Source organism: Erwinia sp. (assembly GCF_049696395.1).
Lineage (GTDB): Bacteria > Pseudomonadota > Gammaproteobacteria > Enterobacterales > Enterobacteriaceae > Erwinia.
In genome coordinates, this window is sequence record NZ_JBAVTT010000106.1 from 53,123 (window position 1) to 75,602 (window position 22,480).

Annotated in this window: 24 protein-coding genes; 13 read left to right on the top strand and 11 right to left on the bottom strand. The window is 53.3% G+C overall.

Features of this window, described 5'->3' with window-relative positions:
- Positions 1-129: 129 nt before the first annotated feature.
- From WCC56_RS13380 to WCC56_RS13390, 3 genes are read left to right on the top strand one after another with little or no spacing between them, the layout of a single operon-like run.
- Complete coding sequence (locus tag WCC56_RS13380; RefSeq protein ID WP_424692844.1) at positions 130-1,269, top strand: tyramine oxidase subunit B; 1,140 nt, start codon at positions 130-132, stop codon at positions 1,267-1,269.
- A 53-nt stretch (positions 1,270-1,322) separates the two neighbouring features.
- Positions 1,323-1,745 (top strand): RidA family protein, encoded by a 423-nt coding sequence (locus WCC56_RS13385; RefSeq protein ID WP_424692845.1) that lies wholly within the window; start codon positions 1,323-1,325, stop codon positions 1,743-1,745.
- 22 nt (positions 1,746-1,767) lie between these two features.
- Positions 1,768-3,060 (top strand): NAD(P)/FAD-dependent oxidoreductase, encoded by a 1,293-nt coding sequence (locus tag WCC56_RS13390; RefSeq protein ID WP_424692846.1) that lies wholly within the window; start codon positions 1,768-1,770, stop codon positions 3,058-3,060.
- Between the two features lie 10 nt (positions 3,061-3,070).
- On the opposite strand, the gene araC is transcribed toward WCC56_RS13390, so the two are convergent.
- The 4 genes from araC to WCC56_RS13410 form a co-directional block, all read right to left on the bottom strand.
- Complete coding sequence (gene araC, locus WCC56_RS13395) at positions 3,071-3,928, bottom strand: arabinose operon transcriptional regulator AraC (RefSeq protein ID WP_424692847.1); 858 nt, start codon at positions 3,926-3,928, stop codon at positions 3,071-3,073.
- Between the two features lie 110 nt (positions 3,929-4,038).
- Positions 4,039-5,445, bottom strand: a complete 1,407-nt coding sequence (locus tag WCC56_RS13400) for an MFS transporter (RefSeq protein WP_424692848.1) — start codon at positions 5,443-5,445, stop codon at positions 4,039-4,041.
- A complete protein-coding gene (locus tag WCC56_RS13405) occupies positions 5,442-7,481 on the bottom strand; it encodes a beta-galactosidase (RefSeq protein WP_424692849.1) in 2,040 nt (679 codons plus the stop codon). Before WCC56_RS13405 ends, WCC56_RS13400 begins: the two co-directional genes overlap by 4 nt.
- A gap of 144 nt (positions 7,482-7,625) precedes the next feature.
- A complete protein-coding gene (locus WCC56_RS13410) occupies positions 7,626-8,174 on the bottom strand; it encodes a helix-turn-helix domain-containing protein (RefSeq protein ID WP_424692850.1) in 549 nt (182 codons plus the stop codon).
- 100 nt (positions 8,175-8,274) lie between these two features.
- Here WCC56_RS13410 and WCC56_RS13415 point away from each other — a divergent pair, with 100 nt between their 5' ends.
- The 6 genes from WCC56_RS13415 (at position 8,275) to WCC56_RS13440 (ending at position 13,973) form a co-directional block, all read left to right on the top strand.
- Positions 8,275-8,937 (top strand): AzlC family ABC transporter permease, encoded by a 663-nt coding sequence (locus tag WCC56_RS13415; protein ID WP_424692851.1) that lies wholly within the window; start codon positions 8,275-8,277, stop codon positions 8,935-8,937.
- Positions 8,937-9,260: an AzlD domain-containing protein gene (locus tag WCC56_RS13420; protein WP_424692852.1), complete on the top strand. Its 324-nt coding sequence runs from the start codon at positions 8,937-8,939 to the stop codon at positions 9,258-9,260. The genes WCC56_RS13415 and WCC56_RS13420 overlap by 1 nt, the downstream gene beginning before the upstream one ends.
- 321 nt (positions 9,261-9,581) lie before the next feature.
- Complete coding sequence (locus WCC56_RS13425; protein ID WP_424692853.1) at positions 9,582-10,355, top strand: alpha/beta hydrolase; 774 nt, start codon at positions 9,582-9,584, stop codon at positions 10,353-10,355.
- A 35-nt stretch (positions 10,356-10,390) separates the two neighbouring features.
- Positions 10,391-11,068, top strand: coding sequence for a heavy metal response regulator transcription factor (locus WCC56_RS13430; protein ID WP_424692908.1), 678 nt, complete (start codon positions 10,391-10,393; stop codon positions 11,066-11,068).
- Positions 11,065-12,477: a heavy metal sensor histidine kinase gene (locus tag WCC56_RS13435; protein WP_424692854.1), complete on the top strand. Its 1,413-nt coding sequence runs from the start codon at positions 11,065-11,067 to the stop codon at positions 12,475-12,477. Before WCC56_RS13430 ends, WCC56_RS13435 begins: the two co-directional genes overlap by 4 nt.
- Positions 12,478-12,560: 83 nt before the next feature.
- A complete protein-coding gene (locus WCC56_RS13440) occupies positions 12,561-13,973 on the top strand; it encodes an MFS transporter (protein WP_424692855.1) in 1,413 nt (470 codons plus the stop codon).
- A 228-nt stretch (positions 13,974-14,201) separates the two neighbouring features.
- Here the strand turns inward: WCC56_RS13440 and WCC56_RS13445 are convergent, their stop codons facing one another.
- Positions 14,202-14,717 (bottom strand): GNAT family N-acetyltransferase, encoded by a 516-nt coding sequence (locus WCC56_RS13445; RefSeq protein ID WP_424692856.1) that lies wholly within the window; start codon positions 14,715-14,717, stop codon positions 14,202-14,204.
- A gap of 199 nt (positions 14,718-14,916) precedes the next feature.
- Here WCC56_RS13445 and msrA point away from each other — a divergent pair, with 199 nt between their 5' ends.
- The 3 genes from msrA to crcB all read left to right on the top strand — a co-directional run bounded on the left by msrA (position 14,917) and on the right by crcB (position 16,892).
- A complete protein-coding gene (gene msrA / locus WCC56_RS13450) occupies positions 14,917-15,639 on the top strand; it encodes a peptide-methionine (S)-S-oxide reductase MsrA (protein WP_424692857.1) in 723 nt (240 codons plus the stop codon).
- Between the two features lie 173 nt (positions 15,640-15,812).
- Positions 15,813-16,475, top strand: coding sequence for a DapH/DapD/GlmU-related protein (locus WCC56_RS13455; protein ID WP_424692858.1), 663 nt, complete (start codon positions 15,813-15,815; stop codon positions 16,473-16,475).
- 39 nt (positions 16,476-16,514) lie between these two features.
- The gene (crcB, locus tag WCC56_RS13460; RefSeq protein WP_424692859.1) at positions 16,515-16,892 is read left to right on the top strand and encodes a fluoride efflux transporter CrcB; all 378 of its coding nucleotides are present in this window, start codon (positions 16,515-16,517) and stop codon (positions 16,890-16,892) included.
- A gap of 56 nt (positions 16,893-16,948) precedes the next feature.
- Here the strand turns inward: crcB and WCC56_RS13465 are convergent, their stop codons facing one another.
- From WCC56_RS13465 to WCC56_RS13480, 4 genes are all read right to left on the bottom strand, one after another.
- Positions 16,949-17,725 (bottom strand): hypothetical protein, encoded by a 777-nt coding sequence (locus WCC56_RS13465; protein WP_424692860.1) that lies wholly within the window; start codon positions 17,723-17,725, stop codon positions 16,949-16,951.
- A gap of 1 nt (position 17,726) precedes the next feature.
- A complete protein-coding gene (locus WCC56_RS13470; RefSeq protein ID WP_424692861.1) occupies positions 17,727-17,924 on the bottom strand; it encodes a hypothetical protein in 198 nt (65 codons plus the stop codon).
- 114 nt (positions 17,925-18,038) lie between these two features.
- Positions 18,039-19,487 (bottom strand): sugar porter family MFS transporter, encoded by a 1,449-nt coding sequence (locus WCC56_RS13475; RefSeq protein WP_424692862.1) that lies wholly within the window; start codon positions 19,485-19,487, stop codon positions 18,039-18,041.
- 190 nt (positions 19,488-19,677) lie between these two features.
- The gene (locus WCC56_RS13480; RefSeq protein WP_424692863.1) at positions 19,678-20,055 is read right to left on the bottom strand and encodes a hypothetical protein; all 378 of its coding nucleotides are present in this window, start codon (positions 20,053-20,055) and stop codon (positions 19,678-19,680) included.
- Positions 20,056-20,406: 351 nt separating this feature from the next.
- Between WCC56_RS13480 and iraP the strand changes: the two genes are divergently transcribed.
- Positions 20,407-20,703 (top strand): anti-adapter protein IraP, encoded by a 297-nt coding sequence (iraP, locus tag WCC56_RS13485; RefSeq protein WP_424692864.1) that lies wholly within the window; start codon positions 20,407-20,409, stop codon positions 20,701-20,703.
- 63 nt (positions 20,704-20,766) lie between these two features.
- Here iraP and WCC56_RS13490 read toward each other — a convergent pair whose 3' ends face one another.
- Both WCC56_RS13490 and WCC56_RS13495 read right to left on the bottom strand, forming a co-directional pair.
- On the bottom strand, positions 20,767-21,582 hold the full coding sequence (locus tag WCC56_RS13490; protein ID WP_424692865.1) for a carbohydrate ABC transporter permease: 816 nt from the start codon (positions 21,580-21,582) through the stop codon (positions 20,767-20,769).
- Positions 21,582-22,454, bottom strand: a complete 873-nt coding sequence (locus tag WCC56_RS13495; protein ID WP_424692866.1) for a carbohydrate ABC transporter permease — start codon at positions 22,452-22,454, stop codon at positions 21,582-21,584. Before WCC56_RS13495 ends, WCC56_RS13490 begins: the two co-directional genes overlap by 1 nt.
- Positions 22,455-22,480: the final 26 nt, after the last annotated feature.

Here is a 22,480-nt window from a genome sequence, read left to right on the forward strand (position 1 = left end):
CTGCTGTTTTTCCCATGTCGCAAATATTCAATACAGCTCCGCGCGCTCCCCGTAATTTTCAAGGTGTTCCTGGCCGGCATTCCGCGTTGACGCTGGCCGTATAACCCTCATTTGCAAAAGGTAACCGACATGGCTGACAGCACCAGAATCGATTTTATCTATCTGTCTGAGCAGGACATGATCCACGCCGGGGTAACCGATATGCCCGCCTGTGTGGACACCATGGAAGAGATGTTTGCGTTGCTCTGGCAGGGCGACTATCGCATGGCGGGGTCTAACAATGATTCGCACGGAGCGATGGTGACGTTTCCTGAAAATTCGCCATTCCCTGCCATGCCTAAACCCACCGCAGACCGTCGTTTGATGGCTATGCCTGCGTATCTGGGCGGCCGTTTTGGCACGGCAGGGGTGAAGTGGTATGGCTCCAATATCGCTAACCGTGAGAAGGGACTGCCGCGCTCCATTCTGATGTTTACCCTTAACGATGCTGATACCGGCGCACCGCTGGCGCACATGTCCGCCAACCTTCTCTCGGCTTATCGCACTGGCGCGGTACCTGGCGTAGGTGCCCGCCATCTGGCCAGAAAAGATTCCAGGGTTATCGGCCTGGTGGGACCTGGCGTGATGGGCAAAACAGCCGTTGCCGCCTTTATTGCTGTCTGCCCGCAAATCGACACGCTGAAAGTTAAAGGGCGTGGCCAGAAAAATCTCGATGGCTTTATCTCCTGGCTGAAAAATACCTTCCCGCAGGTGACTAACGTGCAGGTGGTCGAGAGCCTGGAAGAGGTGGTTCGTGGCTCAGATATCGTCACCTATTGCAGCTCTGGTGAGGTTGGCGATCCGGATACTTATCCGATGGTGAAAAGAGAATGGGTGAAGCCCGGCACTTTCCTGGCGATGCCAGCGTTATGCCAGATCGATGAGGGAATGGAGCAACCGGATGTCCGTAAGGTGCTGGACAATACCGGGCTGTACAAAGCCTGGTTTGAAGAGGTGCCAAAGCCTGCGCATCGCACCATCCCGGTTATCGGCGTGCGGTTTATGGACATGCTTGAAGAAGGGAAACTCACCGAGGATCAGCTTGAGGATATTGGCGAGATCATCTGCGGCGAAGCGCCAGGCCGTAACAATGATCGAGAGATCATCATCATGTCCGTCGGCGGGATGCCCGTTGAGGATGTGGCCTGGGGAACGGTGGTCTACCGCAACGCCCTGAAGAAAGGCATTGGCGTGAAATTAAATCTGTGGGAAACGCCGGAACTGAGCTGAGGGCTGGCGGCTTTACCTCTGAACACACTGTTATCTTTATAAGGAAGCGGAACATGAGCCAGATTATCAAAGTTAAAACCGGATCGAAATTTGAAGAAATGGGCAGCTACTCGCGCATCGTAGCGGTAGATAATTGGATCTATGTGTCGAATACAGCCGGGCGCAACCCGCAGACCAAAGAGATCCCAGAAGAGGTGACTGAGCAAACGCTTCAGGTCTTCGCCAATATCGAACTGGCGCTGGCGGCTATCGATGCCAGTCTGGCCGACGTGGTGTTTTCGCGCGTGTACATCCAGAACCCTGACGATGTTCCGGCGGTAATGGCGATCGTGGGCAGCAAATTCTCTGGCATCAATCCGGCCACTACTATCACCTGTCCGCCACTCGGCTCCTCTGTTTATAAAGTGGAACTGGAAGTAACGGCCTTCCGTGGCGCCGGTAGTGCAGACGTTCAAGAGATTACCGTTTCTCTGTAACCCTTAATCAGGAAGGTTCATTATGGCTCCTGCCATTGCTCCCGTTCAGACCTCTGCCAGCGTTCCCTCAGCCACTACAGTGGTCATTATTGGCGGCGGCATTGTCGGGCTCACCGCGGCTTTGACGCTGGCCGAGCGAAATATTCCCGTAGTGGTATTGGAGAAAGGCCGCATTGCCGCCGAGCAGTCTTCCCGTAATCTGGGTTGGGTGCGCAAAACCAGCCGCCTTGCCGAGGATATTCCGCTGGCATTGGCTTCCGATCGACTGTGGGCTGAGATGCCACAACGGGTAGGAACGGATGTGGGTTACCGCCAGGCCGGGATTATGTTTGTAGCCAGAGCGGAAGCGCAGATGGCGATGTATGAACGCTGGCTCCAGTCAGTGGCGCACCTTGAGCTGGACTCTTGTTTGCTAAGCCCGCAGGAGATAGCAAATCGGGTGCCGGGCGGCAAAGGAAAGTGGGCGGGGGGAATTTACACCGCCTCAGACGGGCGGGCAGAACCGACGCTGGCTTCCAGTGCCATTGCCAGCGCGGCGATGGCCAAAGGCGCCATCATCATTGAGCACTGTGCGGTAAGGACGTTGCAGACTTCGGCAGGCAAAGTCAGCGGCGTGGTGACCGAACGCGGCGAGATCCGTTGCGACCAGGTTCTGCTGGCAGGTGGACTTTGGTCGAGGCGTTTCCTGGGGAATCTGGGTATTTCCTTGCCCACGCTGCCGTTAATCTGCTCGGTGTTGCGAACCAAACCGATGGCAGGGCCTACCGAGATTGCCGTTGGAGCGCCTGATTTCTCGTTCCGCAAACATAAAGACGGCGGGTTTATTATCACCCAGCGCGGTGCGTTGGAGGCGTCGATCACCCTGGATCATTTGCAGTTAGGGATGCGCTATCTGCCGCAGCTTAAGGCACAGAGAGACAATTTACGCATTTCACTGGGGCGGAATTTCTTGCAGGATTTGGCGCTGCCAAGGCGCTGGAAAGAGACCAGCCGCTCGCCTTTCGAGCGCCTGCGCACGATGGACCCCCTGGTGAATCATGCGTTGAATACCGAAGCGATGATCAATCTGCGTGCGGCCTGGCCGGCTTTCGAGAAGGCGGAAATAGAAGAGGCCTGGGCAGGCATGATTGACGTAACGCCGGACTCCAATCCCGTGATTGGGCCGGTGGCACAACTGCCGGGTCTGACCCTTGCCTCGGGGTTCTCAGGTCACGGTTTTGGCACTTCACCCGCAGCCGGACAACTGGCCGCGGATGTCGTGTCAGGGATGAAACCCATTATTGATCCCACTCCCTATCGATTTGAGCGGTTTTAAACGGGCGCAATTATTTTTTACGGTATTCTCTGGGGCTGATTCCCATGTGATTACGAAACAAGCGTGAGAAATAAAGGGGATCGGTGTAGCCGACCGTTAACGCCACATGAGTAATAGCAAAGCTGGTTTTGGTCAGTAACAGGCAGGCTCTGGCTATACGCTGTTTCTCACGCCAGGCAAAAATAGTCTGTCCTGTTTCTTCTTTAAATAAGTGGGCCAGGCGTGAGGGAGAAAGACAAGCACGACGGGACAGGTGATCTATCGTGGTTTCCTCAGCCATATGTTCATTTAAATACTGGCAGAGAGCCTCAATACGAGGATCCCACTTTTGACGGTGCAAATTGGGCTGAGCACGGAAGCATTCAAGAATCACCCGCTCAACCGCATTCATCGCCAGCGCTTCGGATAACGGCTCCTGACTCACGCTCAGCTGAATAACCTCCATAAATCGCGCCTGCATCTGGCTGGCTTCTTCGGCGGCGGCAAAGGTCAGGCGGCCAATGCGATCGGTGTTATTGTCCCACTGCAGCCACTCAATCCAGTACGTTCGCGGGATAAAATAGATCCACAGATGATCCCAGCATTCACTGCCCTCGCTGCGCCCGTAGTGATGCGGTACGCCAGCCGGAAAATGAAGAACCTCGCCCGGCTTGCAGACAAAACTGGCCTGAGGAGTATGAATTTTCCCCTCGCCCTTCAGCGTGATATTTAATACGTGCCCCTTCATCCCGGCAGTCCGGTTGATATAAAAATCGAGTTTACTTCCCCGGGAAATAGGGGTAAATCCGGCCACCATCCAGGCTGTAAAAGTAAAGCGTCTGTAGAGAGGTGAAAAGTTCAGCATCTCGGTATCTTCACTGTGCGCCATTGCTGCGCTTCCTGCCGACAGAATAAAGAGTTGAGCAGCATAGCGCAGAGCGTTAACACTGCAGCGATACGGCTCACATCTTCTCACATTTCGGAATTCCCTTTGCCTACTTAATGCTGCAAAGGGATGGCTGTCTTAGCCTGTTCTGCGGCAACTGGGAGGGCAAATTTGCCTTGCGCCAGGTCAGCTGCAACCCTGGGATAAATAGCATCGAGCTTGTAGAAGTAAAGCAGGATGATATTGGCAACCGCCAGCATGACCGGGAAGAAAATAAACAGGAACTGGATCATCTGAATGGCGCTTGCTGGTTGGATCCCACCACCGCTGGTGAACCCTGCCAGGCTTAACATCCAGCCCACACTTGCTGTACCCAGCCCCATTCCAACGGTCTGGCCAAGCGTGCCAGCGCTGAATAAAATTCCCTCGATACGCAAACCAGAAGCCCACTCACCGTAATCGATGGTGTCTGCGAGGAAAGCGAACATAGTGGCACCAATGCCGCAAAAGCCAATGCTTCTGACCACCGTTGCCGCAATCACAAAAAAGGCATCCTGACGATCGAAGAGCGGCATCAGATAGCCAATACAACAGACCACTAACCCTGACAGCGCCAGCTTACGTTTACCCAGTCTTTTTATTAACCAGGGGATAACCATCAGCGTCAGTAATCCTGGCAAATATTGCGCCACGCTGACCCATGACATCATAGACAGATCTTTAAGAATGTATTTTGTATAATAAACGCTCACGGTGCTGATGGCGGTCAGACTGGTAAACGTGATCATTAAATAGAAAAATATCATCAGCCAGTATTTGTTAGCCCTTATCGCGGGAAGCACTTTTTTTAGCTCGATATTCTCACGGTTATCTTCCCGTACTGGCTTAATACGTTCGCGTGTACCCAGTGCGGTGAGGGTAAGAAATAGCGCGGTGAAAAACCCATAAATAGCGAATATCGTCATCCATGCGCCGCTGCTGTTACCGAACCAGGCCACTAATGGCAGCGTAATGACCCCAACCGTCAGCGATCCACAGGTCGACAGGCCTTTGCGGAATACGCTCAATACCCCTCGTTCTACGGTATCCCGGGTAATTAATGCCAGCAGCGAACCATAAGCGATGTTATTTGCGGTAAAGAGAATATTAGCCAGTAAATAGGTCACACACACCCAGCTGACTTTTACGGCGTAACTGGCGTCTGGCACACAGGCCAACAGAAACGTGGAAAGTCCGAAAGGGACCGCGGTCCAGAGAACCCAGGGTCTGGCTTTTCCCATTCGGGTTTGAGTCTTATCAATACGCACACCGACCCAGATGCAGAGCAGACCGTCCAGCACCCTGGCGAGGAACATTAAAGAGCCCACCAGCAAGGCTGAAACACCGACCACATCCGTATAGTAATAGGCGAGAAACGTCACCATTGTCGTATAAGTCAGGTTAGTGCCGTAATCGCCCAGACCAAAAGAAAGGCGCTCTTTCAGCCCCACAGGCTGTGCTTCCACTGACGTAGTCTTCATACCGCTTCTCCGCCGCATAAAATGACAAAATCCCAGCCTGCTATCTCCAGCATTTCTCCCTGCTCGACCTTGCTGCTGTCGATCAGCGAAGTGGCTTGTCCCACAGGGTTTCGCACTTGCTGCGGTGCTGAGGAGTAATTAAAGATAAAACACAGCGTCTTTTGCGTCTTTGTTTTAGCCGTTCGAATAATCAGCGGGAAACGCACTTCCGATTTTAGCGAACTCAACGCTGGGGCGGTAAACAGGGTCGAGAACACCTGCTCCATCCCTGCGGAGGAAAGGTGACAGCCCACATAGGTAGCAGACCCCAGACCAAACTGATTGCGGGTAATGGCGGCATATTTTCCCCATTGCGGATGCTGATAGCTGGCCAGAACCTCAGTCTGTGGAGACACCGGCTGGAGCAGTTCCATCCAGTCAGTCACGCGGCCAGTTTCTCCCTGGAGCGCAAACGTTTCTGTGGAGAGATGCACTTCATCTGGCTCAACAAACAGCTGGTAAGTGACGCCGCAAGCCTCGCTGATAATGCCTGGCTGGATAGCCGTGCGCACTTTCAGATCCTGATTAGCAAAGCCTGATTTGAAGGAGTAGATGATATGGCCTCCTTGCTCTACAAACTTATTAAGCCGCTTTAACAGCTCATCGGAAGCGGCGTAGAGCAGCGGCACAATCAACACTTCATAGCGTTCAATACGGGGATCTTCGGCATCGAGAATATCCATCTCGATATTTTGCCGGTACAAGGCATCGTACCAACTGCGGAACAGATCGTTGTATTGGTGGTTTTTATCCCCGCCGAACTGATGCCCGCGCCACGGATGCCAGTCAATGGCGGTTAATCCACGGTTACTGACCAGCATTGCCACACGATTGCTTTTGGTTAACCCACTCAGTTCAGGCGTTAACCGCTGGAGTGTAGTGCCAATCTCACAAGCCTCTTCATAAATCGGATTAGGCAGAAGGTCGTGGCTAAGCAGGCCTTTCCAGTAGGTTTCCCACGAATTATGTATCGAGTGCCAGTGCCAGTAGCCCACCAGACTGGCGCCGTTAGCAATATGACTGAATGCCTGAAGACGGAGTTGGCCAGGGTAAGGCGTCCAGTCTTTAAAAGCCTGGGCCTGGGTTTCCAGCACAAAGTAATTTTTATCTTTAGTGGTCCGCGCTATGTCACCGGTGAAGGCAATCTCGGCTCCGGTCAGCCGTGACTGGCTGGGGTGATAGACATCAACGCCGGTGATATCCAGAACCTTTGAAGTGGCGAAGTGATCGACCTCACTTCTCAGACCGAACGACCAGTTACGCCAGTCAAAATCAAAGTTATGGGTGACGAACTGATCTGCCGATTTATATTCCGCGACCAGATCGACCTGCCAGCTAAGAAAATCGATCACCAGCTGGCGCTGAAAAGCCTGAAACTCGGCTCCAAGGCTGGCATTGATGGTGCCCTGAACAGAAGGGAAGTCTTCCCAGGCATCGACACGGTTACTCCAGTAATCCAGACCAAATGCTTGATTTAACGCCGCCAAATCGTCGTTGAATTTTTTACGCAGATATTTCACAAAGGCGAGCTGAACGGCATGGCCGCTGGTTTCATAATATTTTGTTTCGTTGTCTACCTGGAAACCCATGACGGCAGGATGGGCGGCGGTGGCCGTTAAAAGTTTGCGGATAATCCTTTCTGAGTAATAGCGGTAGATGGGGCTGGTAATATCCATTTTTTGCCGTGGGCCATATTTATTCAGGCCTTGCGGAGTGACTGCCATCACATCAGGGTATTTCTTTGCCAGCCAGGCTGGAATGGCATAGGTTGGCGTGCCGATAATGACGCTAATGTCGTTAGCGTGCATCTGGTCCAGCACGGTCATGACCGAAGTGAAATTAAATTCGCCTTCCTGAGGTTCAAAAGTGCTCCAGGTACTTTCGGCAATACGGACATAATTGATACCGGCTGCTTTCATCATGGCGATATCTTTTTCCAGACGTTCCTCTGGCATATATTCGCGGTAATAAGCCGTACCAAACCAGATTTTATCCATTTCAGCCTCAATGCAGTCTCTGTAAGTGTGCTGCTAACTTAGCGGAGAAGACTTAGTCGAAGCTGTAGCTGACTGTCGTCAACATAAAGGAATCTGCTGCCGTCAGTGCATTCCGATCTGGATCACAAATATTATTCGCCAGCGTTACGCTTGCTCCGCCACCAGGATAGCCAGCGTATCGGGTTCCAGCGCGATGAAGATATGTGGCTGGTCGCCTGGGTAACAGATGTAATCCCCTACGCCTAACTCTTCAGGTGAGTCCTTCAGCCCCAAACGTGCGCGGCCTTGAGTCACAATAATGTGCTCCACCGACCCAGACGGATGCGGATGAGATTCACGCTCAGAGCCCGGTTGAGCCATCAACAGATAGATATCCCTTCGCGCACCTGGCGGGCAGGTCGCCAGCAAAATGGCCTGATAATCGGCTTTTTCAGCCACGACTTTGCTGCCTTCACCGCGTCGGATAACCTGGGTTTTGGCACTGACGGGCTCAAGTAATTTGGCAAAAGGGATATTTAACGCCCCGCACAATGCCCATAGCGTTTCGATACTTGGATTACCGTTTCCGGCTTCCAGTTGTGATAGCGTCGATTTAGCTACACCAGCCCGGCGGGCGACTTCAGCCAGTGACAGACCAGCACGAGTGCGCTCTCGTGACAGGCTTGCTGAAATAACGCTGATTGGCTCGGACATCGTGTTCCTCTTGTTCATTAAATCGAACGTATCGTTCGCTTGATCTGACTATTACTTGCGTTCATTATAATGGCGGTTTCGTTCGATTGGGTAAAACTTTATGCTTATGCACTCTTTTTCCAGCCTGAACTCGCAGACTAAAAAAGCCATTTATCTGGTCTGCCTGGCGGTTGGCGTTGTGGGAGCCTCATACGGTTCGTTGGCCAGCGCCTACGGATTTCCTTTGTGGGTTCCGTTGTTCTCAACCTTATTTGTGCTGGCTGGCGCATCGGAATTTATGTTTGTCGCCATCATCGCCAGTGGGGGCAATCCGATTGCGGCGGCGGTAGCAGGATTGCTGGTCAACGCCAGACACTTCCCCTTTGGGATCGCGGTGCGGGATCTGGTCGGTACCCGGCTTAAAGGACTGCTGGGATGCCACATCATGAATGATGAAAGTGTGGTGTTTGGCTTGTCACAATCTACGCCTGCCCAGCGTAAAGCAGCCTATTGGCTTTGTGGGCTGGGTGTGGCTATCGTCTGGCCAGTGGGCGCTATGGCCGGAAGCGTGGTGGGTAAACTGCTGCCAGATATCAATGCGATTGGTCTGGATGCGGTCTTCCCGGCGATCCTGTTGGCGCTGGTCATTCCCGCATTGAAGACGAAAACAACCCTGATCAGGGCTTCTTCCGGTGCAGTGCTGTCATTGCTGGTGACGCCTTTTGTTGCCGTAGGAATGCCGGTGCTGATTTCAATGCTTGGCTTACTGACGAGGAAAAAATAATGCCTTCGACTGGGATGATCATCGCGGGGATAGCCTTGCTGTCCGTCGGCACGTACCTGATGCGCTTTGCCGGGGTCAAGCTGGGTAACCGCATGGTGCTGTCTGAACGCGCACGGGCATTACTGTCCGATGCTGCCACCACGCTGCTGCTGGCGGTTGCGCTAGGTAATACGTTTTATGAAGGCCTGCATTTTGCCGGGATGGCTCGCGTCATTGGCGTAACCCTGGCCGTTATTCTGGCCTGGCGAAAAGTCCCGCTAATTGGCGTGATTCTGGCGGCTGCGTTGGTTACCGCGCTACTGCGTTATTTCGGCGTACCTTGATCGGCGGTTACCAGAACCACGATGACATAGTAAAGCAGTAAGCTATTGTTACAGATAATAAAATAAGTTCTACAGGTTTAAAGTAGGTCATGATGTTGGCAGAAGGTTTAGGTTAAGTCCTCAATACATCGGTAAGAATGGCGGAAACTTTAGGCCAAATTAAGGATTAGTTGCTGGCCCCAGTTTACGCCGTTCTTTTGCAGGCGCTTCTGCCACTCATTCCTCCCTGTCATTCTTTTGTCATAACTCGCTCATGCCGTCGTCAGTTGCCCGGTCGTAAACTCCTCAGCGTAAACCCACTTTAACCCTGAGGAAGTCAACATGAACGCATCACTGAAAAAAACCTTAAAACTGGCCGCAATCACTACCGCTTTTCTGCTGGCAGGGGCGAGCAGCGCCGCTATGGCTCAACCAGTTAAAAATATCGTGCTGGTGCACGGTGCCTTTGTCGGCGGTTCGGGCTGGCGTCCGGTGTATGACATCCTGAAGCACGATGGCTACAAGGTTACGCTGGTACAGGAGCCATTGACCTCTTTCCCTGAAGATGTGGCCGCCACTAAACGTATTCTTGAGCAGCAGACTGGCCCGGCAATTCTGGTGGGGCACAGCTATGGTGGGGCGATCATTACCGAAGCTGGCAATGATTCGCATGTGGCAGGTCTGGTCTATATCGCCGCCCATGCGCTGGATAACGGCGAAACCGAAGCGATCAACGGTAAAAAATTCCCTAATGCTGCCCATCCGTTTATGAAAACGCCGGACGGATTCCTGATGATTGCCCCGCAAAACTTCCACAGTGACTTTGCCGCAGACCTGCCAGCGAAGCAGGCCGATTTTGAAGCCCAGGCACAAATGCCCACTTCAGCCTCGGTGTTTACCGCGAATATTGCCGATCCAGCCTGGAAAACCAAACCAAGCTGGTACATGGTGGCAAAAGCCGACAAAATCATTAATCCTGATTTAGAGCGGATGTATGCCAAACGCGCCCACAGCACCACGGTTGAAGTGGCCGGGGCCAGCCATTCAGTGTATGAGTCGCACCCGAAAGAGGTTGCCGCACTGATTGAGCAGGCAGCACAACACGCGCTGAAATAACCCTGTCCGCTGCGCCCATTCTCCTGGAGAAAATGATGAAAATTCTGGTCATTGATGATGAACCCAAAGCCCGGGACTATATGCGCAGCGGGTTAACCGAATCAGGCTACGTGGTTGATGTCGCCGAAAACGGTCTTGAAGGGCTGTTTATGGTCGGGGAGTACCATTACGATCTGATCCTGCTGGACGTGATGATGCCAGAGCTGAATGGCTGGGAAGTGATGAAAGCGCTGGATGCGAAGAATATCCCGGTGATATTTCTCACGGCGAAAAGTACCGTCGAAGACCGGATCAAAGGGCTGGAGCTGGGGGCAGATGATTACCTGGTGAAGCCTTTCTCCTTCGCTGAATTATTGGCGAGGATCCGGACTGCACTGCGGCGCGGCGCTAACGTTAAGCGCGATGAGGTGTTGCAAGTGGGCGATCTGCAGCTGGACAGGGCCAAACGCCGCGTCGAGCGGGCAGGCGTCAGGATCGATCTGACCAATAAAGAGTTCAACCTGCTGCAATTGTTTATGCTCAACTCCGGTCAGGTGATGAGCCGGACGTTGATTGCTTCCCGAGTCTGGGACATGAATTTCGACAGTGATACCAACGTAGTCGACGTTGCCGTTCGCCGCCTGAGGCAGAAGGTGGATGAACCCTTTGCCACGCCGCTGATCCACACCGTTCACGGCGTAGGGTATCGTTGTGAAGGTGAAGAAACCCAATGAAACCTTTATCGCTTACCGCTCGCCTTTCGCTGCTGATTTCAGGCATGGTGCTGCTGGTGATGATCCTCGTCGGTATGGCGCTTTATCACTCTCTGGCCAGGCAAATCAGCGTGCGGGATGATGGCGCATTGTTGTCGCGACTGGATCAAATCCGCACCTTGCTCCTCAACGAAGATGCCCTGCAGTTAATCCGCGACAAGCCCAAACTGTTTGCCAATATGCTCGGAAACACCGAGTCACTGCTGGTACTGCGCTTCCCTGGTCAACCTCCTTTAATCGAAGTGAATCCTGGCCATGCGGCGATCCCGGACCTGCTTCCGGTACCGGTCGGTCAGTCCCTGGGGTTAGCCAGCGTCCATCATCAACAAGCCAGCGATGGCACGCCGTTTATCTCGGCAGCGGCGATGGCGCAAACTCGTGACGCTCCCGGGCAGCTGGAAATTATTACCGGCAGGCTGATGACTGAACGTACGGCCACGCTCTCCGACTATCGCCGGAAAATTGGCGTGCTGATTGTGCTGGCGACGCTGATAGCGGCGCTGCTGGTGTGGATCCTTACCCGGCGGAGCTTACAGCCTTTACACCGGCTGGCTAAGGAAACGGCAGCTATCGATGTCCGCCATCTGTCGCGGCGGATAACGCTGGAGAATGTCCCGCACGAACTGTTATCGCTGGTGGCTGCGTTTAACCAGATGCTGGATCGGCTGGAAACCAGCTTTCAGCAGCTAAGCCAGGTATCGGCCGATATGGCGCACGATCTGCGCACGCCCATCGCCAATTTGCTGGGTCAGACAGAAGTCGCGCTGACGCAAAAACGCAGTAATGATTACTATCTTGGGCTGATGGGGTCTAATTTTGAGGAGTTGCAGCGGTTGGCCAGAATGATCGACAACATGCTGTTTCTTGCGCGGGCAGAGGATGCCAGCCAGGCGATCCACCGCGACGAACAGCCCTTGTCTGAAGTGCTGCAACCGCTGGCCGACTATTTCGAAGGTCCCGCTGAAGAACGGGATCTTACGCTGCTCTTTCCTCAGCAGGGTGCGGTGTATGCGGATGCCGATCTGCTGCGTCGCGCGGTGGCCAATCTGGTCGCGAACGCTTTACGTTATGCCGATGCAGGCAGCATCATCGCCATCACCAGTCACGCTGTGCCGGGTGGCGTGACTGTTGCCGTAGTCAATCAGGGCTCAACCCTTGCAGAAGCCCAGCAGGCGAGGTTGTTCGATCGTTTTTATCGAGCTGACGTTTCTCGGCATAACTCGTCAACCGGCAGCGGGCTAGGGCTTTCTATTGTTCGTGGCATTATGCAGCTTCATCAGGGGCGTTATGCCGTGCAGAGCCAGGCGGGAGAAACCCGTTTTTCGCTCTTTTTCCCCGATAAGGGTGGGAATCCTCCGCAAGATCGCTAGCTGACTTGCCTGTCGGGTTGAATAGCGACTACTGTTGACGGCAGGTTGGGTTTTTCCCGGAACGATTACGACAGGGAGCCGTCATGAAAAAAGTCCTCGGCACTTTTTTACCGCTTTATACCACCACCTTACTCATGCTGCTGGGCTCCGGCCTGCTCACCACTTATGTTTCGCTGCGGCTTGCCCATGAAGAGGTCAGCGGCAGCCTGATCGGTGCCATCACCGCCGCCAACTATTTTGGCCTGGTGCTGGGAGGAAAAGTCGGGCACAACCTGATTGCCCGCGTCGGCCATATTCGTGCCTACGTTTCCTGCGCGGGGATCATTACTGCCTCGGTGCTTGGGCATGGGCTGACAGACTATCTGCCCATGTGGATCTTCCTGCGACTGGTTATTGGCCTGTGTATGATGTGCCAGTATATGGTGCTGGAGAGCTGGCTGAATGACGGGGCGGAAACCGGCCAACGCGGATTGATTTTTGGCTTTTATATGGTGGCGACCTACCTTGGGCTTTCCGCCGGGCAGATCATTCTGATGACTCAGATTGGCTCTGGCCCCTCAAGCCTGCTCATTGTTGCGCTGTGCTTCGCGCTTTGTCTGGTGCCGATGGCACTGACAACCCGCACCAATCCGCATCCGATGACGCCTGCGCCAATGGAACTGGGCTACTTCTTCCACGCCATTCCCCGCATTCTGCTGGTGACGCTGGCCACCGGCATGGCGGTGGGTGCGTTTTACGGCATGGCGCCGGTTTACACCAGCCAGCTGGGCTTTACCACGCAGCAGACGGGCCTGTTTATGGCGATTACCATCTTTGCCGGGCTGGTTTCCCAGTTCCCGCTTAGCTGGCTCTCTGACCGCATCGATCGCAGTCGTTTGCTGCTGTTCACCTCGCTGTTTTACCTGCTTGCCGCGCTACCCTTAACGCTGCCTTTCCACTTCAGCTTCTTCTGGGTTTTACTGGTAGGTTTTGTCACCAGTATGATGCAGTTCTCGCTCTATCCGCTGATTGTGGCGATGGCTAACGATACCGTTGCACCGGAGCGCCGCGTCTCGCTTACAGCCTGTTTGCTGATGGCTTACGGCGTGGGTGCCTGTATTGGGCCGTTGGTGACCGGGGCGATCATGCAGCCGTTAGGCGGGAATATGCTTTACGTCTTTTTCTGCCTTTGTGGCTGTGTGATTGCCGTGACCAGCTGGCTGACCAGCAGAACGCACCAGATTATCACCGAAGCGCCAATTCCACACGTTGTCCTGCCGGACAGCCTGACCAGCTCACCGCTGGCGGCGGCACTTAACCCGACCATCACCGAAGAAGATATTCAGACGGCAATGTTCGATACCGGTGAAACCGACACCGTCACCGACACCGACACCGACACCGACACCGACACCGACACCGATATCGACACCGAAGCTGGAGCCGAAGTAAAAACGGCAGAAAAAGTCGAAGAAGAGGATAACGAGCCGGAAAGTTATGAGAGCGGCATCCGATAATTTCAATATTTTTTTCCATAAGGAAAATCTGAAAGTTGATCGCCGGTTCTGAATGCTTATACTGCTTATCACACATAGGCTGATTGATAAGAGTATGAGGGATCAATGTCGACCAGAGGAAAGGTTTGGCTGGCGATTATCATCGGATGCATCGCTTTTTGGTCACTATTCCTGTTGTGGGGAATAGGGGCCTGATCCACAAGAATGACCCCGCGGAGGGGCTGGTGCTCAGGCTCCTCCGCGACTCAGCGTATAAAACAAGCTGGGCTGGAACCCTTCCACGTCGAGGATCATTCCAGTGCACTGCATCCCCGCTTTGCTCAGCACTTTTTGTGATGCCAGATGATTTTCTCTGACCGTGGCGGAAATCTCCGTCATAGCCAGCTGTTGAAAACCAAAGTCTATAGCCCAGGTTGCAAATTCAGTGGCCAGTCCTTTTCCCCATGCTACCGTGGCAAAGCGATAACCCAGATTGATAAAGTCCTGCTGATTGACCTGGCGCACCGTCAGGCCGCCAAAACCAACCACCTCGTCACTCCCCGTTAGCGTCAGTGCCCAATAACCAAAGCCATGCTGCTGCCAGTGCGCAATCCACTTATCCAGGGTTTGATCGGCATAAGTTTGGTTGGGGAAAGGGCCCGCAGGATTAAATAAGTTAGTCGCCGGATCGCCATAGATAGCAAATAAGTCCTTGGCATCTTCTGGCGTGACCGGGCGAAGCGTCAGTCTTTGGCTGGTGTGCATAATAGTTGAGGGTTGGTAAGAGATTGATAGCCTTAATTTATAACGCAAAATAGGCCGCTGAAAAATCCAATTATCACAAAAATGTTAACTTTTGATGAGGTCTTTGCCATCACTAACCGCCTACAGTGAAGCCAGCAACAGCGTTTCCGGACGTGATACCTCACGCCCTTCCTTCTGAAATCCACTGGCAGGTAGAGTCATGAAAAAAATTCGGCATTTTTTACGATCGGTCCCTGCGCTTTTTACGGCGGGGGTTCTGTTAGGATCTGGCGCTCTGCTGCTGCAGAGTAACGCGTGGGGCTATGGAGCAGAGCCGGCGGTTGCCATCCCGGCGCCAGCAATGGATGAAACCGTGGCGGGGTCACACAGTGAAACCGCCGTGTTTGCTGGTGGCTGCTTCTGGGGGATCCAGGGCGTTTTCCAGCATGTCAAAGGCGTCACCAGCGCACTCTCCGGGTATACCGGTGGCAGTGAGAAAACCGCCCAATACGAGACGGTTAGCGGGGGCGATACCGGCCATGCGGAGTCCGTTAAAGTGACTTATGATCCTACGCAGGTGACTTACGGTCAGCTTCTGCAAATCTTTTTCTCGGTTGGCCACAACCCGACAGAGTTGAACTTCCAGGGGCCGGACAGCGGCACTCAGTACCGCTCAGCCATTTTTCCGCAAAATGAACAGCAGCAGAAAGTCGCTAAGGCTTATATCGCTCAACTCAATGCCAGCCATCGTTTCAGCGAGCCTGTAGTGACTACCGTTGAGAGCGGTCGGGCATTTTATCCGGCGGAAAGTTACCACCAGAACTACCTGACCAATAACCCTGACGCGCCCTATATTGCGGTGAACGATATGCCTAAGTTGACTCAGTTGAAGCAGATGTACCCGACAGCCTGGCGTGATAAACCGGTGCTGGTCACGCAATAGTTTCTGCCAGACGCTCCCCTGACGGGGAGCCAATCAACCTCGCTGTCATCTCTTCTGCACTAATCTGTCATCTGGCTATGCCAGAGTGGCCTCTGCTGAATATAACCCGATGCAGGGCAGTTCCTTTTGAATGTGGGCTGCACTCATCCAGATATCTGACCAGATGAGGCTTTATGACCGTCATTGACTTGCATCAGCCAAAGTTAGCCGACACCTTTATCGATGAAAGCGTTACGCTGCGCGAAGTTGAGATTGGCCGCTGTTGTGAAATCCTGGCCCACAGCCACCTTGAGTATGCCAGCCTGGGGGATTACTCCTATCTCGGCCCTTATTGCACCGTGGCTGACAGCGACATCGGCAAGTTCACCGCCATCGCCTCAAACGTCCGGCTGGGTGCGCCAAACCATCCTGTCGATCGTCCTTCACAGCATCGCTTTACCTATTGCGCGGAATATTACTGCTCCACCGCCGAGCGTGATCGGGACTTTTTCGCCGCCCGCCGGGCAGATAAAGTGGTGATAGGTAACGACGTATGGATTGGACATGCGGTGACGGTATTACCCGGCGTCACGGTTGGCGATGGCGCGGTGCTTGCCGCTGGGGCTGTGGTGACTAAAGATGTGGCACCTTACACCATTGTAGGTGGCGTGCCTGCCAAAGTGATTAAAGAGCGTTTTTCACGGGACGTGGCGGAATGTCTGGCGCGCATTGCCTGGTGGGACTGGCCGATGAGTGAGATCATGGCGCATCTGGCTGAGTTTAAGGCAACGGATATCGAAGCGTTTTGTCACCATTGGGATCCCTTGTCACTTGCAAAAAAAGAGCCTGCTCAGTAGGCTGGCGCCATTACTTGATGGGGTTAAAATGAGGGCGTGATGCTCAAGACGTTAGTTGCCATTGCTGTTGGCGGTGCCGCAGGCAGCATTCTGCGATGGCTGTTGTCGGTGCGTCTGAACGCACTTTTCCCAAGCCTTCCGCCGGGAACGCTGACGGTTAATCTGGTTGGCGGTTTTATTATCGGCGGGGCGATGGCGTTCTTCCTGCGTAACCCGGAACTGGATCCCGCCTGGAAGCTGCTGATTATCACCGGATTCTGTGGCGGATTAACCACCTTCTCTACTTTTTCGCTTGAGATCGTTTCGTTGATGCAGGCCGGCAACTATCTCTGGGCGATGATCTCCGTCTTCACCCACGTGACAGGCTCTTTGTTGATGACCTTTGCCGGATTCTGGCTGATTTCGCTGCTGTTCTGACCCTGCATGCGTCTCCTGTAGGCTGGCGAACTCAGACCAGCCTACAGGAGGCCCGGCTAATGTCGGGGCGCTTCATCCTCACTTGGCAACGCGAGCGCACTGGCGCTGGCGGCATCAAACAGCGACAGGCTTTCAATCTGATCCAGCATGATCACTTTACGAAATGCCATCGCCGATTTGGGTTCAGAGTCCAGCGTAATGCCATGCTCGTCGTACCATTTGCTGTAGTTATGCTCGATGCAAAGGCTCAGGGTTTTGCCATCGCGGTAGCCGCTTAGCATCGGGATCAGCACGATGTTGGCGGTGGTGGCATTGTCATAGGTTGCGGTGTGGATCATGCCAATATAGATGCGGCGGGATTTCAGCGTGACCCAGGCCAGTTCGCCTTCTTCCATGCACTGGAACAACAGCCCTTCAACGCCATTTGAGCGCGACAATTTCTTATAGAGTTTCTTACGCCCTGAACTGTCCAGTTTCGCGCTGCCAGACCAGCTGGAGCGGTAAAGACAGAAAGCCACGGCAAAGGCCAGCATAATGACCACCGGTGCCTGGATCCCCAGGAAACTCCAGGTCATAAACTCGACCTGCCAGTGATGATGTAATCCTTCATTCAACTGAGGTAAGGCATTGAGACCGGCGGAAGCGATCAGTAGCACCAGCCAGATTAACCCGGTGGCAATCACGCCCTGCAAGACGAAAATACAGCCGTACAGGGCAACCAGGAAGTAAACATCCCAGCCAAAAGAGCGTTTTACCTTAAAACGGGTGGAAAGGTCGCGGCTGGTGTACCAGTAACCGCAGACCATCAGCACCATAAAAATTGCCGTTCCCATCTTAAGCCCTCTTCAGCGCGTTAACATGGCGGGCAAAGTCTTCACGGGCATCCGAGCTGAAGATATTCACCGTCGCGCTGCCATCTTCATCGATGAGAATGCGTTCACCTTCCTCAATAGATTCTTCAATATCCTGCTCGCTCATGACTTGCAGCAGCAATTCCGGACTGGAAAACAGGGAAAACAGAAATCTGAACATGACGATCCTTTCTTAAAAGTGAAAGGTAAGCCTGGTAGGCAAACCGCCTTCGCTCAATAAGAATTATGTGAAATGCAACAATAAGAGGTGAGGTGCCTTCCCTGGCACCGACTATCAGTTTCCGGATTGGGGTGCCGGATCGTCCTGCAGGTGTTTTTTGAAGTGGACTTCAATCTGCTCCAGCGTTTTCCCCCGGGTTTCCGGGGCAAAAATAAGGGCGAAAATCCCGCCGGCTACGCCAATGGCAGCAAACGCGAAGAAGCAGGTAGTCAGACCGAAGCTTTCCAGCAGAATGGGGAACATAAAGGCGATGGAGAAATTGGTCATCTGCATCGCAAAGACCGAGATGCCGTTAGCCATGCCACGAATGCGCATTGGGAAAATTTCTGACAGCAACAACCAGGTCACCGGAGAAAGGGCACCCTGTTGGAAACTGAGGAAAATCAGCATTCCACCCAACACCAGATAACTGCGCAGCACATCAGGTTGCCCCTGCACCGTTTCGGGCATCAACCAGGTCACCAGACCGATAGCCAGTAACGAGCAGGTACAGCCAATCTGCCCGACAAGTAGCAGAGGACGGCGGCCAAAGCGGCTGAGCAACATGATGCCAACAAAGGTCATGATCACCGAAATCACGCCGTTAGCGATAGTCGCCAGCAGCGAAGCATTGGTTCCCAGTCCGGTAGCCTGCAACATCGTTGGCGCATAAAACATGATGGTATTAACCCCTGAAAGCTGCTGCAGCATGGCAATACCAATGCCCAGCGCAACCAGTCGCTTCATCCACACTGAGATGGTTTTCTGTCGGCGTGCATTTTTCTGGCTTTTAGAGTCCATTGATTGACGAATTTCGCCCATCTCTTTCTCTACCATGCGCGAGTGACGAGTGCGTTCCAACACATCACGCGCTTCACGGTAGCGGCCATGCATCGCATACCAACGAGGCGTGTCAGGCAGGAACAACATCCCCACCCACAGAATAACGGCTGGCACACAGGCCACGCCCAACATCCAGCGCCAGGTGGTTTCGCCGCCCCAGACTTCATTGATTGCCGCGTTGCTGGTGTAAGCAATCAGCTGACCGGAAACAATCATCAATTCCTGTAACGTCACAAACTGCCAGCGGCGGTTAGCCGGGACAATTTCAGCGATGTAGATCGGCACGATAGCGGCCGCGCCCCCTACGGCCAGACCGAGAATGAAGCGGAACAGGATCATGAGCACCACGTTCGGTGCCAGCGCACAACCCAGCGAGCCGCACATGAAGATGATCGCCATCACTAAAATCACTTTTTTGCGGCCATAACGGTCAGCAACCCGCCCGGCGCAAATCGCCCCGATGGCCGATCCCAGGATCAGAAAGCTGGTTACCATCCCGGTGGTCAGTGAAGTCAGATGCAGGTCGTGCTTCATAAACAGCAAAGCACCGGCAATCACGCCAGTATCGTAGCCAAATAGCAGGCCGCCCAGTGTGGCAATAAACGCAATTACTTTTACCAGTGGTTCGGTCGGTTGCGGGGCTTTTGCCGCTGCCGTGCCACTGTTCGATGGATCAGTCACAAGTTACTCCCTGGAAAATCGTTATTATTCTGCTTTCGATTGTGTGACGCAGATCACACGACCCTTAAATCTAAGCCAGAAATGTGATTTTGCCAGGAAAATAACGATATTTAATGAGTAGAAGAGGAATTCAGCAGGTTTTAGCGTCAGCAGGCAGGCTACCGGGAGAATTCCGGCAGCCTGATGCCTGTCAGGAAAGGCTTCTTGTCAGCCTTGAAGCAGGGGTAGTGGTATGCAGCCTTGGCTGGTGGTTTCCTGCCACGCTCCGGCAGTTCTCTTTCATTTTGCTGCGAGCAACAATCGGCATTTCCGCAGGAGCGGTCGCGGTGAGGTCCTTGTCGTTGTACTCCTGCAACCAGCTCAGGTATTCACTCAGCACCTGAGTAATGTCTTCACCTGGCTGGGTGGTTCTGATGTAAAGCTGGGCCGAAGATCGGCTCTTGTCCTGAATATAAATCTCGTACTTTTTATTCCATGCTTGTGTGTCTGGGCGTTCACGAGAAGTGACGCCATTAAAGCGCAGATGTTGCCAGCGCGTCAGTCGCTCATAAAAATGTTTTTTATCCATGACGGATAACCTCTCCGTTTTTTCGCTGTGTGTGTCATCAAAAAGTCGCCCTGAACGGCAGGGCGAATAAAGTTGTTATTCGTAGAATGAGTAAAGGGAATGCACCAAATCCGGGGGGACAGCCGGATGGAAGCTTAAATCTAGACTAAATTGGTCTGTTCGCCACCGCAGGAGGCATTTTTAGGAAAATTAGCAGCGGTGAAGCCGGTGGCCGAAGCGACAACCTGATGATAATGAAATGAATGTTGAGGATAGGCCCGTTGCTTGACGGGTAAATAGTCAGCCTAATCCTGTTTACTCATGGCCTGCGGTGGTGGTAATTTCGGGGGCATATTATCTCAGGAGCAGGCCATGAAACAGTTAGTTATTGATATTTTGATGAAGATTGCAAAAATCGATGTGGATGCAAAAGAACTGACTGCGCAAGTCGAAGCCCAATCCCTGCTGATTGCGGCGTTATTGCTGACCGCAGGAAAAGAAGGGGCCAATAACATCTCTGAAAACATCCAGAATGCGATTGTCACCGCGTCAAGCTCTGGTCAGGGTTTCCTGCAGTCTGATGTTGATCTGCTGCTGACTCATGTGAACCGTCTGCTGGCCGTCACCCGTTATGTTGATGAAAAGTCGGATAGCGAAGAGCAGAGCTAACCCCTTCCCAACGGCCTGGGGAGCAGAAACATCGATTCCCCAGCCGTTCAGTAACTCCCCGTTTTACTTCACCGCCCCTTCGGTTACGCCACTGATAAACTTACGCTGGAACACCAGGAAAACGGCCACTAACGGCAAAATCACAATCATCGCGCCCGCCATCAGCACCGGGATGTTTATGGTGTTTTTGTTCTGGAAGAACATCATGCCAATCGGCAAGGTTCTGAGCTCATCCTTATTCACCAGAATCAGCGGGATCAGGAACTCATTCCACGTCCAGATAAACAGCAGCAGCGCCAGCGTTGTCAGCGTCGGCACTATCGCCGGTACCAGGATCCCCCACAATATTCGCGTCCTTTTTGAGCCATCCATCACCGCGGCTTCTATCAGCTCTTTTGGCACCTGCTGGAAGGCCGTGGCAATCATCAGCGTGGTAAAGGGCAGCGAAAGGGCAATCTGCGGCAGGATTAACGCCAGATAGGTATTGGTCAGGCCCATCCAGTGTAATTCGTGATAAAGCGGGATAATAAAGGCTTCACTGGGCAGCACCATGCCTAACGCCATCAGCGCGGCAAACAGCGTTTTTCCGGGAATACGCAGAAAGGCGAAACCAAACCCGGACAGAATGCCAACCAGGATACTGATAATCACTACCGGGAAAACGACCAGCACGGAGTTTAGAAAATAGGTGCTGAAATGGCCTTCCTGCCAGGCAGACACATAGTTGGCAAAATTGAAGTGCGAGGGCAGGGCAAACACGCCGGCAAACAGCTCACTTTGCGTTTTAAACGAGGTCATCAGTGCCATCAGAAACGGCAGAATAGTGACAATGGCTATCAGCCAGATAACCGCACGTGGAACAACAGACGTACCGCGCATCAGTGACGCTCCCGGATGGCAAAGTGAATAATACTGTTGATCGCAAACACAATGATCATCCCGACAATAGCCACCGCAGAGGCATAGCCGTAGTGGCGTAAATCAAAGCCCTGCTGATACATATACAGGTTAGTTACCAGCGTGGACGTGCCGGGGCCGCCATGCGTCATCACATAGACCAGGTCGAAGGCTTTCAGGCTGGATATCACCGTCAGCAGCAGCGCTACGCGGATTTCCGGGCGCAACCCGGGTAAGGTAATGCGCATAAACTTCTGCCGCCGCGACGACCCATCAAGATCGGCCGCTTCCAGCAGTGAAGGGTCCATACGTTGCAGGCCAGACATAAACAGCACCAGACAGAAACCAAAGAAATACCAGGTCGCGACAAAGCCCACCGCCGGTAATGCCCAGTCAAAATCCCCCAGCCAGGAAAGCGCAAACTGCGGCAGCCCGATGGCGCGGAAGAAGTGGTCTATAGGCCCAAAGGCCGGGTTATACAGCCAGCGCCAAACTACCCCTAATACGGCCATCGGCATGATATAGGGCAGAAAGAACAGAATTCGCAGCAGGCTGCGCTCTTTATTATTGCGGGTGTCATTGAGGAAGCTACACAGCAGCAGACCAATACAAAGCGGGAACAGCGTGTAGAACAGCATCAGCACGGCGTTATTTTTGATCGCTACCCAAAATACCGGATCGTTAAACATCTGCACAAAGTTATTCAGGCCGATGAAGATCGGCCTGGTGGCGCCGTCCCATGAGGTAAAACTGACGCCTACCGAAACCAGCAAAGGGAACAGCAAAAATAGCGAATAGATAAGCATTGAGGGCAAAATATAGAGCGCATTTTGCAGTCGTGACTTATTAAGCATAACGGTGTTCTCGCGCTTCATACTGA

What these genes read in the sequence shown, in the direction of transcription:
- WCC56_RS13490 (WP_424692865.1), bottom strand. Translation starts at nt 21,582, where the DNA reads ATGCGCGGTACGTCTGTTGTTCCACGTGCGGTTATCTGGCTGATAGCC.
- WCC56_RS13465 (WP_424692860.1), bottom strand. Translation starts at nt 17,725, where the DNA reads ATGGGAACGGCAATTTTTATGGTGCTGATGGTCTGCGGTTACTGGTAC.
- msrA (WP_424692857.1), top strand. Translation starts at nt 14,917, where the DNA reads ATGAAAAAAATTCGGCATTTTTTACGATCGGTCCCTGCGCTTTTTACG.
- WCC56_RS13405 (WP_424692849.1), bottom strand. Translation starts at nt 7,481, where the DNA reads ATGGATAAAATCTGGTTTGGTACGGCTTATTACCGCGAATATATGCCA.
- WCC56_RS13410 (WP_424692850.1), bottom strand. Translation starts at nt 8,174, where the DNA reads ATGTCCGAGCCAATCAGCGTTATTTCAGCAAGCCTGTCACGAGAGCGC.
- WCC56_RS13390 (WP_424692846.1), top strand. Translation starts at nt 1,768, where the DNA reads ATGGCTCCTGCCATTGCTCCCGTTCAGACCTCTGCCAGCGTTCCCTCA.
- WCC56_RS13385 (WP_424692845.1), top strand. Translation starts at nt 1,323, where the DNA reads ATGAGCCAGATTATCAAAGTTAAAACCGGATCGAAATTTGAAGAAATG.
- WCC56_RS13435 (WP_424692854.1), top strand. Translation starts at nt 11,065, where the DNA reads ATGAAACCTTTATCGCTTACCGCTCGCCTTTCGCTGCTGATTTCAGGC.
- WCC56_RS13380 (WP_424692844.1), top strand. Translation starts at nt 130, where the DNA reads ATGGCTGACAGCACCAGAATCGATTTTATCTATCTGTCTGAGCAGGAC.
- WCC56_RS13400 (WP_424692848.1), bottom strand. Translation starts at nt 5,445, where the DNA reads ATGAAGACTACGTCAGTGGAAGCACAGCCTGTGGGGCTGAAAGAGCGC.
- WCC56_RS13455 (WP_424692858.1), top strand. Translation starts at nt 15,813, where the DNA reads ATGACCGTCATTGACTTGCATCAGCCAAAGTTAGCCGACACCTTTATC.
- WCC56_RS13470 (WP_424692861.1), bottom strand. Translation starts at nt 17,924, where the DNA reads ATGTTCAGATTTCTGTTTTCCCTGTTTTCCAGTCCGGAATTGCTGCTG.
- WCC56_RS13425 (WP_424692853.1), top strand. Translation starts at nt 9,582, where the DNA reads ATGAACGCATCACTGAAAAAAACCTTAAAACTGGCCGCAATCACTACC.
- WCC56_RS13430 (WP_424692908.1), top strand. Translation starts at nt 10,391, where the DNA reads ATGAAAATTCTGGTCATTGATGATGAACCCAAAGCCCGGGACTATATG.
- WCC56_RS13440 (WP_424692855.1), top strand. Translation starts at nt 12,561, where the DNA reads ATGAAAAAAGTCCTCGGCACTTTTTTACCGCTTTATACCACCACCTTA.
- WCC56_RS13495 (WP_424692866.1), bottom strand. Translation starts at nt 22,454, where the DNA reads ATGCTTAATAAGTCACGACTGCAAAATGCGCTCTATATTTTGCCCTCA.
- crcB (WP_424692859.1), top strand. Translation starts at nt 16,515, where the DNA reads ATGCTCAAGACGTTAGTTGCCATTGCTGTTGGCGGTGCCGCAGGCAGC.
- WCC56_RS13480 (WP_424692863.1), bottom strand. Translation starts at nt 20,055, where the DNA reads ATGGATAAAAAACATTTTTATGAGCGACTGACGCGCTGGCAACATCTG.
- araC (WP_424692847.1), bottom strand. Translation starts at nt 3,928, where the DNA reads ATGGCGCACAGTGAAGATACCGAGATGCTGAACTTTTCACCTCTCTAC.
- WCC56_RS13420 (WP_424692852.1), top strand. Translation starts at nt 8,937, where the DNA reads ATGCCTTCGACTGGGATGATCATCGCGGGGATAGCCTTGCTGTCCGTC.
- iraP (WP_424692864.1), top strand. Translation starts at nt 20,407, where the DNA reads ATGAAACAGTTAGTTATTGATATTTTGATGAAGATTGCAAAAATCGAT.
- WCC56_RS13415 (WP_424692851.1), top strand. Translation starts at nt 8,275, where the DNA reads ATGCTTATGCACTCTTTTTCCAGCCTGAACTCGCAGACTAAAAAAGCC.
- WCC56_RS13445 (WP_424692856.1), bottom strand. Translation starts at nt 14,717, where the DNA reads ATGCACACCAGCCAAAGACTGACGCTTCGCCCGGTCACGCCAGAAGAT.